Source organism: Aureimonas populi (genome assembly GCF_017815515.1).
In the GTDB taxonomy this organism is placed as follows: Bacteria; Pseudomonadota; Alphaproteobacteria; order Rhizobiales; family Rhizobiaceae; genus Aureimonas; species Aureimonas populi.
The window spans coordinates 1,347,692-1,363,788 of record NZ_CP072611.1 but is presented as its reverse complement, the minus strand read 5'-3'; the positions used below and the strand labels follow the sequence as shown (position 1 = coordinate 1,363,788).

The window sequence follows — 16,097 nt, the reverse complement described above, 5'->3', positions numbered from 1 at the left end:
CGGACCCTTGATCGAACCACGCCCCCTGACGGCTGACGCATTCAGGCCCTGCGGACATGTCGCGCGCAGCGTCTTCGCCTCGGCCATGTGGCGGCAGGACGAGGGTGGCAGCGATACGAGCTTCCCCGTCCTCGAACAGCCGCTCGCGGTCGCGGATGCCATCGCATGAGCGTCCTTGCGGTCGATCTCGGCTTCGAATTCGTCGACCTCGCTTTGGAGGCGGGCGGGCGCGTGTCGATCGTGAAGCATCCGGTCGGGGACCGCGCGCCGGCCGACGCGGCCCTCGCCGCGATCGCGCGCCTCTCGGCCGAGCTGTCCTTCGACATCGCCTCGCTCGAAGCCGTGCGCTTCGGGGCGACCTCGGCGATCAACGCCCTCATCGCCCGGCAGGGCGCGCGCATCGCGCTCATCACCACCACGGGCTTTGCCGACACGCTCTATCTTGGCCGGCAGAATCGGCGCGACCTCTACGACCCGGTCGCCTGCCCGGCGACGCCGGCCTTTCTGGTCGCGCCGGACGATATTCACGAGGTGGACGGGCGGCTCGATGCCGCCGGATCGCAGGTCCGGCCTCTCGACGAGACACGCCTTGCCATCATCGCCGGGACGCTCGCCGAGCGGCCCGTCGACGCCGTCGCCGTCTGCCTCCTTCACGCCCATCGCGAGCCGGCGCACGAGCGCGCGGTGCGCGAGGCGCTCGCCAGCCGCTTCGAGGGCGTTCCCATCATCCTCTCGCACGAGATCGACCCCCATCCGCGCGAGTTCGAGCGCACGGTCTCGGCCTGTCTGGAGGCCTGGCTCCAGCCTCTCCAGGCCCGTATCCTGGACCGTCTTTCCAGCGGGCTCGCGGTGCTGGGCTTTTCCGGCTCGCTCGACCTTGCCGACAGCCTCGGCACGCTCGTGCCCCAGAGGCAGGCACGGCACCGGGCAAGCGACCTCGTCATGAGCGGTCCGGCCGCGGCCGTTCGGCACGCCGCTTCCCTCCTCGCCGCGGCCGATATCGACGCGGCGATCACCGTGGATATCGGCTCGACCACCACCGATATCTCGGTGCTGCGCGGCGGATCGCCGGCCTTCGTCTCCAGCGCCGAGCACGCTGGAGTGCCGATGCGGCGGCGCATGATCGACCTCGGCAGCCTGGCGCTCGGCGGGCGCACGCGCGCGGCGGCGGATGGGGTGGGCGGGGTCCGCCTCCGGCCCCCGCCGGGCGGGGACGGACCGACGCTTCACGACTGTCTCGCCTTTCTGCGCCGCCTTCCCCTGCCGGCCTCGGACGGGACGACGCAACGCCTCGCCTCGCTCGGCACCTCGCTCGGCGAGGCGGACGCCGAGGCGGCGGCGCTACGGGTGGTGGAAGCGGGCGAGCAGGCGGCCGCCACGGCGATCCTGCGCCATGCGGTCGGCCACAACCTCGACCCGGCGCGCGCGACGCTGGTGGCGATGGGCGGGCTCGGCGGTGTGCTGGGCGCCGGCGTCGCCGCGCGCCTCGGCGTCACCCGTATCCTGGTGCCCGAGCGAGCCTCGCTCGCCGGAGCCCTTGGCCTTCTGGCCATGTCGGCGAACCCTTCCGCGAGGATCAGGGTGGACATGGAGCCCGCCGCGCTCGGCGACGAAGGACTGCGGCGCTGCCTGGAGAGCCTTCGCGCCATGTTGCCGGGGGGCGGGCGGGCCGGGCATGAGCGCCTGGTGGCCGAAATGGCCGCCACGGCTGCCCTGCATCCGCTGGAGATCGCCTTTCGGGAGCCGCCGTCCGGCGCGCAGGCGGTCGCGGCCGCCTTCGCCGAGCAGTATGAGCAGCGCTACGGCATACGCCCGCCCGCCGGCGGCCATGTCTTCGCCTTGACGCTCTCGCGCGTGACGCAGGCCCCCGTCCGGACGGAAACCGTGCCCGAGCCGCCGGGGCCGGCATGCGGCATGCGGGCCCTTCCCGGAGGAACCTTGTGGATTCCCGCAGGCTGGACCCTCTCCTCCGGCCCGGGATGCCATCTTCTGGAAAGGAGCGCGGCATGAGGAACGGGCTCGAGGCGGGCGCGCTGGACGTTCTCCAGATGCGCCTCGACGCGATCGCCGCCGGGATGCAGGCGACGCTGTTTCGCACCGCGGTCTCGCCGGTGGTCCGCGAGGGCGGCGACGCATCCTGCGCGATCTTCACGGAGGGCGGCGAGCTTCTCGCCTTGTCCGACGCGATCCCGCTGCTTCTCGGCGCGCTGCCGGGCGCCGTTCGCGCAATCCTGGCGCGCTTTCCGGCCGGAGAGATGGCCGAGGGCGACATCTTCCTCATGAACGATCCCTTCGCGGGCGGCACCCACCTGCCGGACATCACCGTGCTCGTGCCGGTCTTTTCCGGGAGCGCCCTCGTCGCGTTCGCCGCCAGCATCCTGCATCATCAGGACATCGGCGGGATGCGGCCGGGATCGGTGCCTCCGGACGCCACCGACATCTTCCAGGAAGGAATTCGCCTGCCGCCCATGAGACTCGCCCGTGGCGGGCGCCTCCTGCCGGAGGTGGAAGAGCTGATCGGCTTCAATTCGCGCGCGCCCGGCATCGTGCTCGGCGACATCGCCGCGCAGGTGGCCGCCGGCGTCAGCGCAGCGCGCGCGCTGCAAACGGTCGCAGCCGAACTCGGCGAGGCGCTTTTCCTCCAGCGCTCGGCGGCCTGCCTGTCGCGCAGCGAGACGCAGGCCCGACGCTTCCTGGAGACCATGCCCGAAGGGCCGTTCGCGGGCGCGGACGGGCTCGACCCGACGCCCGGCCTGCCACCCGTCGAGGTCCGGCTGTCCCTCTCCTTCGCGGGCGGACGCATGAGGGCCGATTTCTCGGGCTCCTCGCCGCAGGTGGCCGCGCCGATCAACTGCGTGCGCTCCGGCCCCCTTTCCTCGGCGCTCTATGTCCTGCTGAGCCTGCTGCCGCCCACGATCGGCCGCAATGGCGGCATCCTGCGCCTCCTCACCCTCGAGCTGCCGGAGGCAAGCGTGGTCAACGCGGCGCCGCCAGCGGCCGTCAACGCGCGGATGGGCATGGTCCGCTCCATCACCTCCGCACTTCTTCAGGCGGTGTCGCAGGCGATCCCCGAGCGTATGCCGGCGGCCAATTCGGGCATGTCCTACGTGCTGGCCTTTTCCGGGAACTGGCCGGACGGGCGACGCTTCGTCACCACCGAGATCATTGCCGGCGGCGCGGGCGGCGGGCCGCAGAAGCGGGGCGCGGATGCCGTTTCCACCGATGTGGGCAACGCCATGAACATGCCGGTGGAAGCGCTGGAGGACATCGCCCCCATCCGCCTCGTCTCGGCCCGGATCCGCCGCGGCTCGGGCGGGCGGGGCCGCTTCGACGGCGGCGACGGCATCGAGCGGGTCTACGAGGCCCTGGCCGACGGCATCTCCGTCTCCCTGCGCGGGGAGCGCTTCACCCGAGTTCCCCAGGGCCTGCGGGGCGGCGGCGCTCCATCGCCATCGCGCGCCACCGTGTTGCGGGCGGGCGGTGACAGCATCCCTCTTGCCTCGCGCTCCACCGTGCGGCTCGATCGCGGCGATCGCCTTGTGGTGGAAAGCTGCGGCGGCGCCGGATACGGCACGCCTCCCTGAGTTCGGGGCGCCGGGGCGGCCCTTGCCGGCGGCTTCAGAACCGGCGCGATGGCGAGGCCGCGATCCGGGCACGCATCAGTTCGATGAACGTCTCCGCCGCCGGTGACAGGTGGTGGTTGCGCCTCCGGTAGAGATAGAACTTGCGCAGGATCGGCCGGTTCTCGATCGGCACGAACCGCACCTTGAAGTGCTGGCGGAAGACGTCCGCGTAGCTCGGCGCGGCGGTGATCCCCATGCCGCGCCCGACGAAGGCGAGCGCGGTCGATAGATAGCGCACGTTCGAGCTGCGTTTCATGTGAAGGGACATGTCGTTCAGAATCGTGCGTTCGATGTAGACGGAGAAGTCGTCCGAATAGTGGATCCAGTTCGCGTCCAGCACCTCCTCCCAGGAGACGGAGCCGCGCGGGTCCTGCCCGCCCCGGTCGGGCACCACGATCTGGATCGGAACCTCGAAGAGCGGCTGGGCCTCGATCGTGGGGTCCGGGGCGGCGCGCTGCGGCCCGATGCCGATCTCCGCCTCGTTGTCCTCGACCGCCGCGATGATCTGGTCGCCCGTCGTATCGACCACGTGGACGCCGATATGGGGGTGGTCGGCCGAGAAGTCCGCCACGATCCCCGGCAGCCAGCAGCAGGCGAGAATCTGCGGCACGGCCAGGCGGAGCGTCCCGCGCTTCAGCATCCGGATGTCGTCCACCCCTTCGCCGAACCTGCGAAGATCCTCCAGGATCCGCTCGGCCACCGGCAGCATCTGCTGTCCGATCTCGGTGAGCTGCGCGCTGCGCTGGACGCGGTGGAAGAGCGCGACGCCCGACTCGATCTCCAGTTGACGCACCAGCATGCTGACAGCCGACTGGGTAAGATTCAGGTTACGGGCGGCGAGCGTGAAGCTCTGCAACCGGGCGACCTCGACGAAGGCGCGAAGCTGGCGCAGCGTCAGATTCATTAGACAACCTGATCCTTCCAGAAGAAAAATTTGCTTGTCTGATCCAATATGCACGGACACGATGCACTCCTCAAATGCGAACAAAAGTTGGGCGGGTGCGAGTGCGGATCGCTGTGATCGGAACGGGCATCGTCGGCGTATGCTCGGCGGCCTTCCTTCAGGAGGACGGTCACGAGATCGTCTTCCTCGATCCTCGCGAGGCCGGCGAGGCCTGCTCCTTCGGCAATGCCGGCTCACTCTCGCCCAGTGCCTGTCTGCCGGTGGGCATGCCCGGCGCCTGGCGCAACGTGCCGGGTTGGCTCCTGGACCCCGATGGCCCCCTGGTCATCCGGGCGCGCCACCTTCCCAAGGTCCTGCCCTGGCTCATGCGTTTCCTGCGCGCATCGAGCGAGACGGAGGTCCGCCGCATCGCCGCCGCCTTGCGCAGCCTGCTGCAGCCGGTGTTCGAATGCTACGAGCCGCTGATCGAGCGCGCGGGCGCCCGCGCGCTGGTGCGCCGCAATGGCTGCCTCTACGTCTATTCCTCCCGCCGCTCGGCCGACCGCTGGCGCTGGGGCATGAACCTGCGCCGCGAGCTGGGCGTGGAGATGCGCGAGGTCGGCGAGGCGGAACTCGCCGAGCTGGAACCCGATCTGCGGGGCCGCTTCCGCTTCGGGCAGTTCGCGCCCGACAACGGCTCCACCTCCGACCCTTCGGCGCTGGTCAAGGCGATCTACGGGCAGGCGATCGAGGACGGCGCCACGCATCGTCGCGCCAGCGTCGTCGATTTCGAAAGGCACGCCGGCGAAATCCGCGGCATCGTTCTCGACGATGGCGAGCGACTGGCGGCGGATGCGGTGGTGATCGCGGCCGGCGCCTGGTCGGGGCGACTCGCAAGGAAGGTCGGCGCGCGCGTTCCGCTCGAGAGCCAGCGCGGCTACCACGTCACCGTGGAGGACCCCACGGTGAAGCTGAACCGCACCGTGATGGCGGTGGAGCACAACATGATGATCAACCCGATGACCGCCGGGCTGCGGCTCGCCGGCACGGTGGAGTTCGCCGGCCTCGCCGCCGAGCCCCGATACGCCCGCTCCAGGGTGCTGCTGGAGAAGGGCCGGGAGCTCTTTCCCGGCCTCAAGGGTTCGCGCAACTCCTACTGGATGGGCCACAGGCCCTGCCTGCCGGACAGCCTGCCGGTGATCGGCGCGGCGCCCGGGGCGGACAACGTCTTCTTCGGCTTCGGCCATGGCCATGTCGGCATGTGCGCCGGCGCAACCACCGGGCGCGAGATCGCCCACCTCGTATCCGGTCGCCGGCCGGCCATCGACCTTTCCCCGTTCAGCCCGACGCGGTTCTGAAAACCGCGAGGCCCGACCAACTCGAAAAGGCAAGGCGGATGACACGCATGGATCGCAGATCGTTCCTGGCCGGGGCCGCCGGCGCCGCGAGCGCGCTCGCCATGCCGGCCGTCGCCCTGGCACAGCCGGCTTATCCGCAAAAGCCGGTGACCATCGTGGTGCCCTTCCCGCCGGGCGGATCGACCGACCTCATCGCCAGGCGCTTCGCCGAGGAGATCGGGCGCAGCCTCGGCCAGCCGGTCGTGGTGGAGAACCGCGGCGGGGCCGGAGGGGCGGTCGGCGCGAACCATGTCGCCCGGTCCCGGCCGGACGGCTACACCCTGCTCATGGGCGTGACCGGCTCGAACGCCATCAGCGCGGCCCTGCGCGACGACCTGCCCTACGATCCCGTCGCCGACTTCGATCCGGTCTCGATCGTCGTCTCCGCGCCGCTCGCACTGGTCGTCAATGCCGACAGCCCGTTCCGGTCCGTGGAGGACGTCGTCGCCTTCGCAAGGGAGAATCCCGGGCGCTTCACCCACGGGACTCCCGGCGTCGGCACCTCCATGCACATGACCGGCGAACTCTTCGGGGTCGAAACCGGCACGACGCTGCTCCACGTCCCGTTCCGGGGCAGCGCCGAGGCGATGCAGGCCCTCCTCGGCGGGCAGGTCAGCGGCATGTTCGGCGACGTCCTGGTGACATCCGAATATGTGAAGACGGGACGGTTGAGGGCCCTCGGCGTCACCTCGCCGGAGCCCCACTATCTCTTGCCCGACGTTCCCCCCATCGCGGAAGCGGGCGTGGCCGGGTTTTCCTCGCTCTCCTGGCAGGGCGTGTTCGCGCCGGCCGGAACACCCGCCCCGATCGTCGACGCGCTCTATGCCGAGATTTCGCGGCTGGTGGCGGCGAGCGAGATGCAGGACTTCTTCCGCGAGCGCGGCTTCATCGTGGAAAGCCGGCCGCCGGCCCAGTCCAGGAGCTTCGTCGCCGAAGAGGTGGAGAAGTGGCGCAACGTCGTCGAGGTCGCCGGGATCGTCGTGCCATGAGCGGCCCTGCACCGCAGGCCGCGGCGCCGTCCCGGGGGCGGCTCCGCGCCTATCTGGGCACGGGCGCCTTCGCCGCGTTCGGGGCCGCGATCGCCGGCGGCGGACTCTCCTACACGGTGGGGACCGTCTTCAGCCCGGGACCCGGCTTCTTCCCGCTGGTCATCGGCTGCATCATCGTCTTCCTGGCCGCCCTGACCGCGATCGAGGCCTTCGCCCAGGGCGTCGAGGCCGCCGACCCCGTCGTCGAGGGCGATGCCACGGCTAGAACCTCATGGGCCTGGCGTCCGCTCGGCGCCGTCGTCGCCGGCATCCTCGCATTCGTGTTCCTCGTGGACCGGGCCGGCTACGTGCCCGCGACCTTCGCGCTCGTCTTTCTCAGCGCGCTCGGCGAAAGCAGGCAGAGCTTCCTGAGGATCCTCGGCGTCGCCGCCTTCATGGCCGCGTTCGGCGTCATCCTCTTCATCTGGGGCCTCGGCCTTCCCATGCAGGCTTTCGGATCGCGATGAACGAGTTTGCGGGCAATATCGCGATCGGCCTCGGCCAGGCGCTGACGGCCGACTCGCTGCTGTTCTGCTTCATCGGCGTCACCGTCGGCACGCTGGTCGGCGTTCTGCCGGGCATCGGCCCGCTGGCGGCGATCTCGCTGGCGCTGCCGATGACCTACTATCTCGACCCCACCACGGGGCTCATCATGCTGGCCGGCATCTTCTACGGGTCGCAATATGGCGGCTCCACGGCCTCCATCCTGCTCAACCTTCCCGGCAGCGCCACGTCGGCGATCACCTGCCTCGACGGCTACCCGCTCGCGCGCCAGGGCAAGGCGCTGCTGGCGCTCTTCGTCACCGCCATCAATTCCTTCGTCGGCGCCTCCATCGCGATCCTCATCCTGATGGGCTTTGCTCCGCTGATCGCCGACCTCGCCCTCGGCTTCTCGTCCGCAGAATATTTCTCCGTCCTGCTTCTGGGGCTGGTGGCGGCCGGAACCATGACACCGGGTTCGCCGGTGAAGGGCCTGATGATGGTCGCCTTCGGCATCGCCCTCGGCCTTGTCGGCACCGACGTGAACAGCGGGGCCTTCCGCTTCACTCTGGGCCTGCTCGACCTCAGCGACGGAATCAGCCTCGTCGCGCTGGCGATGGGCCTGTTCGGCGTCAGCGAGGTGATCGCCAATATCGGCGGGCGGGCGACGAGGCCCATGCGAATCGAGCGCATCCGCCTGAGGGACATGTGGCCGAGCCGCCAGGAGTGGCGGGAAATCTGGCCGCCGACCCTGCGCGGCTCGATGATCGGCTCCTTCGTCGGCGCATTGCCGGGCACCGGCCCCGGGGTCGCAACGCTCATCGCCTACGCCACGGAAAAGCGGATCTCCAAGCATCCCGAGCGCTTCGGAAAAGGCGCGCTGGCCGGCATCTCGGCGCCGGAGGCGGCCAACAACGCGGCCGTGCAGGCCGCCTTCATACCCACGCTCAGCCTCGGCATCCCGGGCGACGCCGTCGTCGCCATGCTGATGGGCGCGATGATCCTGCACGGCATCACGCCGAGCCCGAACCTCATCCACGAGCAGCCCACCCTCGTCTGGGGCCTCATCATGAGCTTCTGGGTGGGGAACCTGATGCTGCTCGTCCTCAACATACCGCTGCTGGGCCTGTGGGTGCGGCTCTTGTCGATCCCCTACAACCTTCTCTACCCGGCGATCCTGGTTCTCGTCTGCGTCGGCGTCTACGCGGCCGACAACAGCGTCTTCGACATCTTCGTGGTCCTCGCCTTCGGCATACTCGGCTATGTGATGCGGATTCTGGGCTATGAGGCGATGCCGGTGCTGCTGGGCTTCATCCTCGGGCCTCTCATCGAGGAGCATCTGCGGCGCACGCTGCTGCTCTCCCACGGCGACATGTCGATCCTGGTCGAAAGGCCCGTCAGCCTCCTGTTCCTCCTCGCCAGCCTGCTGCTCCTCGCCATCTCCGCCCTGCCGGCGCTGAGAAGGCGGCTTGCCCGGATGGAGAGCGTCTAGGGGCGATATCCCCCTCGTGCGCGGGCCCGGCGACGAGCGCGAAGGATCGGGCGCGCGGTGCCCAGGGCGGATGGGTTTTCCCGTTTCAAGCGCGCGGCTCGATCCGCCCTCCGTTGCCCGCGTCGAACAGATGGATGTCCGGCGCCGCGATGGTCAGCGTGATGGTCTCTCCGGGGCGGGCATGGGTGCGGTTGCGCAGGAGCACGACGAGCGGAAGGCCCGCCACCCGCACAAGCAGTTGCGTGTCCGGCCCGGTCGGCTCGACCACTTCGATCACGCCGCCGAACCCTTCCGATGCCGGCACGATCGATTCGGGGCGCGCGCCCCACAGGACCGCCCGGCCCTCGTCCTCACCACTCGCCCTTCCCGCCGGCAGAACCGTGCCGTCCTCGGCGACGACATCAGTGCCCTTCAGCCGCCCGCTGACGAAATTCATCGAGGGAGATCCGAGAAACCCGCCCACGAACGCGTTGGCCGGGCGATCGTAAAGGTCGAGCGGAGCACCCTCCTGTTCGATCACGCCGCCCTGCATGACGACGATGCGGTCCGCCAGCGTCATGGCCTCGATCTGGTCGTGGGTGACGTAGATCATGGTGTTGCGCAGCCGCTGATGCAGGGCCTTGATCTCGGTGCGCATCTGCACACGCAGCTTCGCGTCCAGATTGGACAGCGGCTCGTCGAACAGGAAGAGCTTGGGATTGCGCACGATCGCGCGCCCCGTGGCGACGCGCTGGCGCTGGCCGCCCGACAATTGCCCCGGATATCGATCGAGCAGGTCCTGAAGCCCCAGGACACTTGCGGCCCTTGCCACCTCGGCCTCGATCGACCTCTTGTCGACGCCGCGCAGCCTGAGCGAGAATCCCATGTTCGCCCGCACGCTCATATGCGGATAGAGCGCGTAGTTCTGGAAGACCATGGCGACATCGCGGTCCTTGGGCGCGAGCGCGGTCACGTCACGGTCGCCGATGAGGAGCCGGCCGGACGAGGCCGCCTCCAGCCCGGCGATCAGGCGCAGAAGGGTCGATTTCCCGCAGCCGGAAGGCCCCACGAGGGCGACGAACTCCCCGTCGCCGACGGCCAGGTCGATGCCGCGCAGGACCTCGGTCTTGCCGAACGACTTGCGCAGCTTCTCGATGTTCATCGTGGACATGGAAGGCCCCCCAGGGAGGATCGGCCGCTCACTTGATGCCGCCGGAGATCAAGGTGCGGACATAGAAGCGCTGGACCAGCAGGAACGGGATCGTGCCGAGAAGGATGGCGACGTTGGTGGACGCGAAGAGCCCTCCCCAGTCGCTCTGCTCGAAATTGACGTTGCGGGCGATGGCGACCTGGACCACCGCGTAGTCGGGATTGCTGGCCGCGACCACCGGCCAGAAGAAGGAATCCCATTGCGAGAGAAACAGCATGAGCCCCGAGGTCGCGATGGTGGGCCAGGACAGCGGCATGGCGATGCGCGTGAAGATGTAGAGCCAGGACGCGCCATCCACCCGCGCCGCCTCGTAGAAGTCGCGCGGGATCGAGGCGAAGAACTGGCGGAACAGGAAGATCACCATCCCGTTGGCGATCTCCGGAACGATGAGCGCCTGATAGCTGTTGGCCCAGCCGAACGCGCGGATCATGACGTAGAGCGGCAGCACGATCGCCTCGAAGGGCATCATGAAACTGGCGATCACCAGAAGGAACAGAAGGTTCTTGCCGCGAAAGTCGAACGCGGCGAAGGCGAAGCCCGCCAGCGCGTTGACGCCGATGCCCAGGAGCACGGTGCTGACGGCGACGAAGGCCGAGTTCTTCACCGCCAGCGGAAAGTCGCCCGCCCAGAGCGCCCGATAGTTGTCGAGGGTGAAGCGGGACGGGACGAAGGTGCTCCAGCCGAATTCCGATACGGGCTGGAAGATCTCGCCCTGCGGGCGCAGCGACGCCAGCGCCAGCCAGGCGAGCGGGCACACGACGATGAAGGCGAGGATGGAGAGCAGGCCGTAGCGCAGCATCATCGCATGGGGATTGGCGAGGCGGGCCTCCATCAGGCCCGCTCCTCGGGCGAGCGAAGCAGGCGGAACTCCAGGACGACGATGACGAGGATGATGCCCAGGAGGATGGTCGAGATCGCGAGGGAGCGCCCGATGTCGGAGAAGGTGAAGGCGGCGCGATAGGCCTCGAACATCAGCAGCGAGGTGGTGCCGGCCGGCCCGCCCGAAGTGAGGATGTAGACCGGCGCGAAGAAGAGGAAGTTGATGGCGGTGTCGGCCACCAGCACGAAGGCCATGGGCTTGCGCATCAGCGGCAGCGTGACGAAGCGGAACCGCTGCCAGCTCGTTGCGCCGTCGATGGTGGCCGCCTCGTAGACGGTGGGGGGAATCGAGTAGAGCCCCGCGAGCAGGAACAGCATCCAGTAGCCGGCTCCCTTCCACGTGGCGATGCCGATCAGCGTGTAGAGCGCCTGTTCCTGACTGCGGTGGAACGGCTGCGCGCCGACGCCGATCCACTCCAGGAACCCGTTCAGAGGCCCCAGATTGCCGTCCAGGAAGAGGCCGAAGAGGACTGCGCTGATGCCGGTCGACACCGCCATGGGCAGGACGAGCAGCGTGCGGTAGAGCCAAAGCCCCGGAAGCGGGCGGAAGACCAGGAGGGCGAGCGCGAACGCGACGAACAACTGAAGAGGATTGATGAGGAGATTGAAGAAGAGCGTGATCTTCAGGGACGACCAGAACTGCGCGTCCTCGAGAAGATAGCGGAAGTTCTCCGCGCCCACGAAGCGCGCCTCGCCCATCAGCGAAACGCCCGTCAGGCTGCCGGCCAGCGCCACGCCGATCGGAGCGATCCGGAAGATCAGGAGGCCGGCAAGGGCCGGCGCCAGGAAGAGGAACGGGGTCCAGCGGGACGAGATCATGGGCTCGCTCATGAAAGAGTCCGGCGAGCGTCCCCGCCGCGATCCTGCGAATTCGACGCGGCGCGGGCGCCGGCCGATCAGCGGTACTTCCGCATCTCCCGCTCGATGCTTTCCGCCGCGCGTGTCAGCGCGGGGGAAACCTCGGCGCCGGTCTGGATGTCCTGCATGGCCGTGCGCAGGAAGTCCTCATATTCCCGGTAGGCCGGCGTCGCGGGGCGGGGCGTGGCGGTGTTGGCGAGCTCGTGGCGCACGATCGCCCAGGCCGGATCGACGAAAGTGGTGCCTGCCCGCTCGTCCCAGATTTCCTCCAGCGACGGCGGATACTGGCGAAGCTCGAACCACAGGTCCATCGCCTCGCGGGTGGAGAGCCATTTCACGAAGGCCCTGGCCGCATCCATGTGCGCGGTGCGAGGATTGATGCCGATGTGCCAGCTCCCCGTGGGCGTGATCGGCGTGCCGCCGGCGAAATAGGGATGGGGAGCGACGCCGAAGTCGAGGGCCTCGAACTTCTCGAACCCGACGAGGTTCCAGGTGCCGCCGACGATCATGGCCAGCTTGCCCGAGCCGAACATTTCCTGGGTCACGCCGGTCTGGAACGTTCCGACCGGCCCGATACGATGGGTCTGGAAAAGCGCCTGATACCACGTCATCGCCTCGACCATGCCCTCGCCGTCGACATAGCCGGAGGCGCTGAGGCCGTCGGGGCCGATCACCTCGACGCCCCGGCTGAGCGGCACGGGCAGAAGCTGGTACGGATTGGTGTTCTCGAAGGCGAATCCGAACTGCGAGATATCCGGCTTCGTCAGCTCCTGCGCCATGGGCAGAAGCTCTTCCCACGTCAGGCGCGCCGCCGGGTCGGCCGAGGGTTCGGGAATACCCGCCTCGGCCAGCAGCTTGCGATTGTAGAAGAGAAGCTGGGACGAGGTGCCGAGCGGCATGGCGTAGAGCGTGTCGTCATAGGTGCCCTGGACGAGCGTGCTGGGCACGAAGCGACCGAGGTCGCCCGCCAGCATCTCGTCCAGCGCCAGAAGGTGGCCGCGCGCCGCGTAGGAGGCGGTCAGTGGGCCGTCCACCAGATAGACGTCGGGAAGCTCGTTGCGCGCCTGGAGCCTGACCTCGAGGGTGCGGAACAGCTCGGCGATGGGAAGCCGTTCGGCCGAGACGCGGATGCCGCTCTCCTGCTCGAAGGCGGCCATGAGCGGTGCGACCTGCTCCTCCGGCCACCCCATCCACGGCGCGGACAAGGTCGCCGTCTGCGCGGCGGCACGCCCGAACGAACCGAGGAAGGCCATGCCGGCGGTGCCGACCATGAATTGACGTCGATCGATTGGCATCGAAATCCCCATTGGCGTTCGGGCCTCGCTGATACGACGCAAACCATCGTCTCAGGTTGTGCACACGTGTGAATATGCGTATAGACCGCGACACCTAGTCAAGAGGGAAATTTTGGTCGAAACGGACCGGGGGCCTTCTTGAACTTCGGAGATCGGGAATTTGGACAGGGACAAGACGAAGGTCCGCTCCTTCGAGGTTGCCGAACTGGCGCAGATCTCACGCTCGACCGTCTCGAGGGCGCTGGCGGGAGATCCGCGCATCTCGGAAAGCACGCGGGCGCGGGTCCGTGCCGCGGCCGCCCAGCTCGGCTACCAGCCCAATCTCATCGCCCGCGGCCTCAAGAACCGGAGTACCGGCATCGTGGGCGTGGTCGTGACCGACCTCAACAACCCCTATCATGCGCAGGCCCTGCAACTGCTCGTCGGCAAGCTCGGGGCGCGCCGGCTGGCGCCGCTCGTCTTCGTCGGCGATACGGCCGAAGGCGCCGAGAGCGCGATCGAGCGGCTGATGAGCTATCAGGTCGACGCCGTCATCGCCCTCGCCGCCCCTTTCAGCGGCCAGATCGTCCGGGCCTGCCGGGCCGGCCGCAAGCCGCTGGTCCTGATGAACCGGCATGACGGAGACGAGGATGTCAGCGTCGTCAGCGGCGACGGCGTCGCGGCCGGCGCGATGGCTGCCGACCATCTGATCGCGCAGGGGGCGCGGACATTCGCCTATTTCGCCGGCGACGACAGCACATCCATCAGCCTCGACCGCGAGACGGGCTTTGCCGAACGCCTCGCGGAAAACGGCTTCGAGCTGTCGGCCCGCCTTTCGAGCCGGTACAGCCACGCCCATGCGCTGGACGTGGCCGCCGACCTTTTGCGCAGCGGGGCGCAGGCCATCTTCTGCGCCAACGATACGCTGGCTTTCGCGCTGATGGATGCCGCGCGCGGCATGACGGGCGGCGCGCGGCGCCCGCTGGTCGTCGGCTACGACAATTCCGCTCTCGCGGGCTGGCCGGTCTACGACCTGACCTCCATCGACCAGAACCTCGAGGACATGACCTCGCTGACGGTCGAGACGGCGCATTCCATGGTCGCAGCCCCCGCTTCTCCCCCCCGCCGCCACGTCATCAGCCCGCATCTCGTCCAGCGCGGCTCGTCCATCAACAGACCCCCCAAGGGAACGATATGACCAAGGTGCTGATCGATTGCGATCCCGGGCATGACGACGCGACCGCAATCCTCTATGCGGCGCGCCACCTCGAGCTTGTCGGCATCAGCACGGTCTATGGAAACCAGTCGGTGGACAAGACCACGCAAAACGCCCTGTCGCTGACGGCTCTTCTGGGAATCGACGTGCCTGTCGCGCGCGGATGCGAGCAGCCGCTGATCCGCACCTTCCGACATGGCGGCGACGTTCACGGCAAGACCGGGATCGACGGCGCGGAACTGCCGGCGCCCCGCCAGGAGGCGATCGACGCCCACGCGGTGGACTTCATCATCGAGACCGCCAGCAGATATCGCGAGGAGCTCGTCCTCTGCCCGATCGGGCCGTTCACCAACGTCGCGCTGGCGCTGCGCAAGGAACCACGCCTGGCACGATGGCTGCGCGGCATCAGCTGCATGGGCGGCACGACGCAGGTGGGCAACACCACGCCGGTCGCCGAGTTCAATATCTGGTGCGATCCGGAAGCCGCCGACGTCGTCTTTCGCAGCGGCGTGCATATCTGGATGGTGGGACTGAACGTCACGCGCCAGGTCGGCATCACCGAAGGCGACATAGCGCGCCTGAACGAGGGGGGGGCCGTCGCACGCGCCTATGGCGGGCTGTTCGGATTTTTCCGCAGGAGGCTCGGGGAGATCCACGGGCTCAGCACCGCCTCGCTGCACGACCCTTGCGCGCTGGTGCCGTTCATCGACCCGAACCTGATCACTTACGCGAACTGCCCCGTCGAGATCGAGCTGGGCGACGGCCTGACCCGCGGGATGACCGTATGCGACTTCCGCACCCTGACCTCGGCAAGGCTCGAGAACATACGATCGCGCTCCGCCAGCAACTGCGAGGTCGCGGTGGGGGTCAGGGCCCGCAGCCTGGTCGAGCACATCATGGAGGCGATCCTGACATGGCCCGACCACGACGCGGTGGCGCGCCGCGAGCCCGCCCGTTCCTGAGCCCGGCAAGGCCCCCGAAATTTGCGAGGAACCCCGCTCACTTCAGATAGATCGTCGGGACCGCCGTGGTGAACTTCAGCTCTTCCATGGAGATCGCGGAGTTGATGTGGGTGAAGTCCAGTTTTTCGATCATCCGCTTGTAGACATTGTCGAATGACGCGACGTCGGGGACGAGGACCTTGAGGATGTAGTCGACGGTTCCAGTCAGGCGATAGGCTTCGACGATCTCGGGAATGCTTTCGATCAGCGCCCTGAACTTCACCAGCCAGGCCATTTCGTGCCTCGGCGCGGTGATCGAGATGAAGACCGTCATCGGGACACCGGCCATCTTCGGGTCGACGAGCGTCACGCGCTCGCGGATGACGCCGGCCTCCTCCAGCCGCCGGATCCTGCGCCAGCACGGGGTCTGCGAAAGCCCCACCTCCTCGGCGAGCGTGCTGACCGGGCGGTCGCGCGCCTGGAGAAGGTCGAGGATCTTGCGGTCGGTCTCGTCGAAATTGGCCATGCAAGGACAAAGGCTCCGTTTCACATCGGGCTGACGGCCCGCGCCGCCGGCCGCCGATCGAGGCTGCGCGCCCGCGCCGCCGAGGGCCGAGCCCGCTTCTCCCGTAACTCGCCCCACGCCCGATCGTGCCGGCCCCCTCCCTCGCCATGTAGCATGGCCGCAAGGTCGCCGACACTCACGGAATGGGCAGCGATAGGATCAAAATATCGTCTTTTGCCGATTATGTAGTCAATTATATCTATATAAAACTCTTTTCGTGGTTTCTGCTTGACAGATTAAGGGCGGATGCGGGTTTATCCCTCCTGCCGCCA

At 68.3% G+C, this 16,097-nt stretch carries 15 protein-coding genes; 9 read left to right on the top strand and 6 right to left on the bottom strand.

What is annotated here, in order from left to right:
* Positions 1–7 precede the first annotated feature (7 nt).
* From J7654_RS06335 to J7654_RS06325, 3 genes are read left to right on the top strand one after another with little or no spacing between them, the layout of a single operon-like run.
* Positions 8–169, top strand: coding sequence for a hypothetical protein (locus J7654_RS06335; protein WP_209739124.1), 162 nt, complete (start codon positions 8–10; stop codon positions 167–169).
* Entirely contained in the window at positions 166–2,010 is a 1,845-nt protein-coding gene (locus tag J7654_RS06330) for a hydantoinase/oxoprolinase N-terminal domain-containing protein (protein ID WP_209739122.1), read from the top strand. The genes J7654_RS06335 and J7654_RS06330 overlap by 4 nt, the downstream gene beginning before the upstream one ends.
* Positions 2,007–3,584: a hydantoinase B/oxoprolinase family protein gene (locus J7654_RS06325; protein ID WP_209739121.1), complete on the top strand. Its 1,578-nt coding sequence runs from the start codon at positions 2,007–2,009 to the stop codon at positions 3,582–3,584. Before J7654_RS06330 ends, J7654_RS06325 begins: the two co-directional genes overlap by 4 nt.
* Before the next feature lie 34 nt (positions 3,585–3,618).
* On the opposite strand, the gene J7654_RS06320 is transcribed toward J7654_RS06325, so the two are convergent.
* Complete coding sequence (locus J7654_RS06320) at positions 3,619–4,527, bottom strand: LysR family transcriptional regulator (RefSeq protein ID WP_209739119.1); 909 nt, start codon at positions 4,525–4,527, stop codon at positions 3,619–3,621.
* 101 nt (positions 4,528–4,628) lie between these two features.
* Between J7654_RS06320 and J7654_RS06315 the strand changes: the two genes are divergently transcribed.
* From J7654_RS06315 to J7654_RS06300, 4 genes are read left to right on the top strand one after another with little or no spacing between them, the layout of a single operon-like run.
* Complete coding sequence (locus J7654_RS06315) at positions 4,629–5,864, top strand: NAD(P)/FAD-dependent oxidoreductase (protein ID WP_209739117.1); 1,236 nt, start codon at positions 4,629–4,631, stop codon at positions 5,862–5,864.
* Between the two features lie 47 nt (positions 5,865–5,911).
* Positions 5,912–6,892 (top strand): Bug family tripartite tricarboxylate transporter substrate binding protein, encoded by a 981-nt coding sequence (locus J7654_RS06310; RefSeq protein WP_245195685.1) that lies wholly within the window; start codon positions 5,912–5,914, stop codon positions 6,890–6,892.
* Positions 6,889–7,398 carry a tripartite tricarboxylate transporter TctB family protein gene (locus J7654_RS06305; RefSeq protein ID WP_209739114.1) on the top strand — a complete coding sequence of 170 codons (510 nt, stop codon included), beginning with the start codon at positions 6,889–6,891 and terminating at the stop codon, positions 7,396–7,398. Before J7654_RS06310 ends, J7654_RS06305 begins: the two co-directional genes overlap by 4 nt.
* Positions 7,395–8,903, top strand: coding sequence for a tripartite tricarboxylate transporter permease (locus J7654_RS06300; protein WP_209739112.1), 1,509 nt, complete (start codon positions 7,395–7,397; stop codon positions 8,901–8,903). Before J7654_RS06305 ends, J7654_RS06300 begins: the two co-directional genes overlap by 4 nt.
* Positions 8,904–8,988: 85 nt before the next feature.
* Here J7654_RS06300 and J7654_RS06295 read toward each other — a convergent pair whose 3' ends face one another.
* The 4 genes from J7654_RS06295 to J7654_RS06280 all read right to left on the bottom strand — a co-directional run bounded on the left by J7654_RS06295 (position 8,989) and on the right by J7654_RS06280 (position 13,100).
* The gene (locus tag J7654_RS06295; RefSeq protein WP_209739110.1) at positions 8,989–10,053 is read right to left on the bottom strand and encodes an ABC transporter ATP-binding protein; all 1,065 of its coding nucleotides are present in this window, start codon (positions 10,051–10,053) and stop codon (positions 8,989–8,991) included.
* A gap of 28 nt (positions 10,054–10,081) precedes the next feature.
* Positions 10,082–10,924, bottom strand: coding sequence for a carbohydrate ABC transporter permease (locus J7654_RS06290; RefSeq protein WP_209739108.1), 843 nt, complete (start codon positions 10,922–10,924; stop codon positions 10,082–10,084).
* On the bottom strand, positions 10,924–11,802 hold the full coding sequence (locus tag J7654_RS06285) for a carbohydrate ABC transporter permease (protein WP_209739107.1): 879 nt from the start codon (positions 11,800–11,802) through the stop codon (positions 10,924–10,926). Before J7654_RS06285 ends, J7654_RS06290 begins: the two co-directional genes overlap by 1 nt.
* A gap of 65 nt (positions 11,803–11,867) precedes the next feature.
* A complete protein-coding gene (locus tag J7654_RS06280; RefSeq protein ID WP_209739105.1) occupies positions 11,868–13,100 on the bottom strand; it encodes a sugar ABC transporter substrate-binding protein in 1,233 nt (410 codons plus the stop codon).
* 184 nt (positions 13,101–13,284) lie between these two features.
* Between J7654_RS06280 and J7654_RS06275 the strand changes: the two genes are divergently transcribed.
* Together J7654_RS06275 and J7654_RS06270 are read left to right on the top strand one after the other, a co-directional pair.
* The gene (locus J7654_RS06275; RefSeq protein ID WP_209739103.1) at positions 13,285–14,301 is read left to right on the top strand and encodes a LacI family DNA-binding transcriptional regulator; all 1,017 of its coding nucleotides are present in this window, start codon (positions 13,285–13,287) and stop codon (positions 14,299–14,301) included.
* A complete protein-coding gene (locus tag J7654_RS06270; protein WP_209739101.1) occupies positions 14,298–15,281 on the top strand; it encodes a nucleoside hydrolase in 984 nt (327 codons plus the stop codon). Before J7654_RS06275 ends, J7654_RS06270 begins: the two co-directional genes overlap by 4 nt.
* Before the next feature lie 37 nt (positions 15,282–15,318).
* On the opposite strand, the gene J7654_RS06265 is transcribed toward J7654_RS06270, so the two are convergent.
* On the bottom strand, positions 15,319–15,786 hold the full coding sequence (locus J7654_RS06265) for an Lrp/AsnC family transcriptional regulator (RefSeq protein ID WP_209739099.1): 468 nt from the start codon (positions 15,784–15,786) through the stop codon (positions 15,319–15,321).
* Positions 15,787–16,097: the final 311 nt, after the last annotated feature.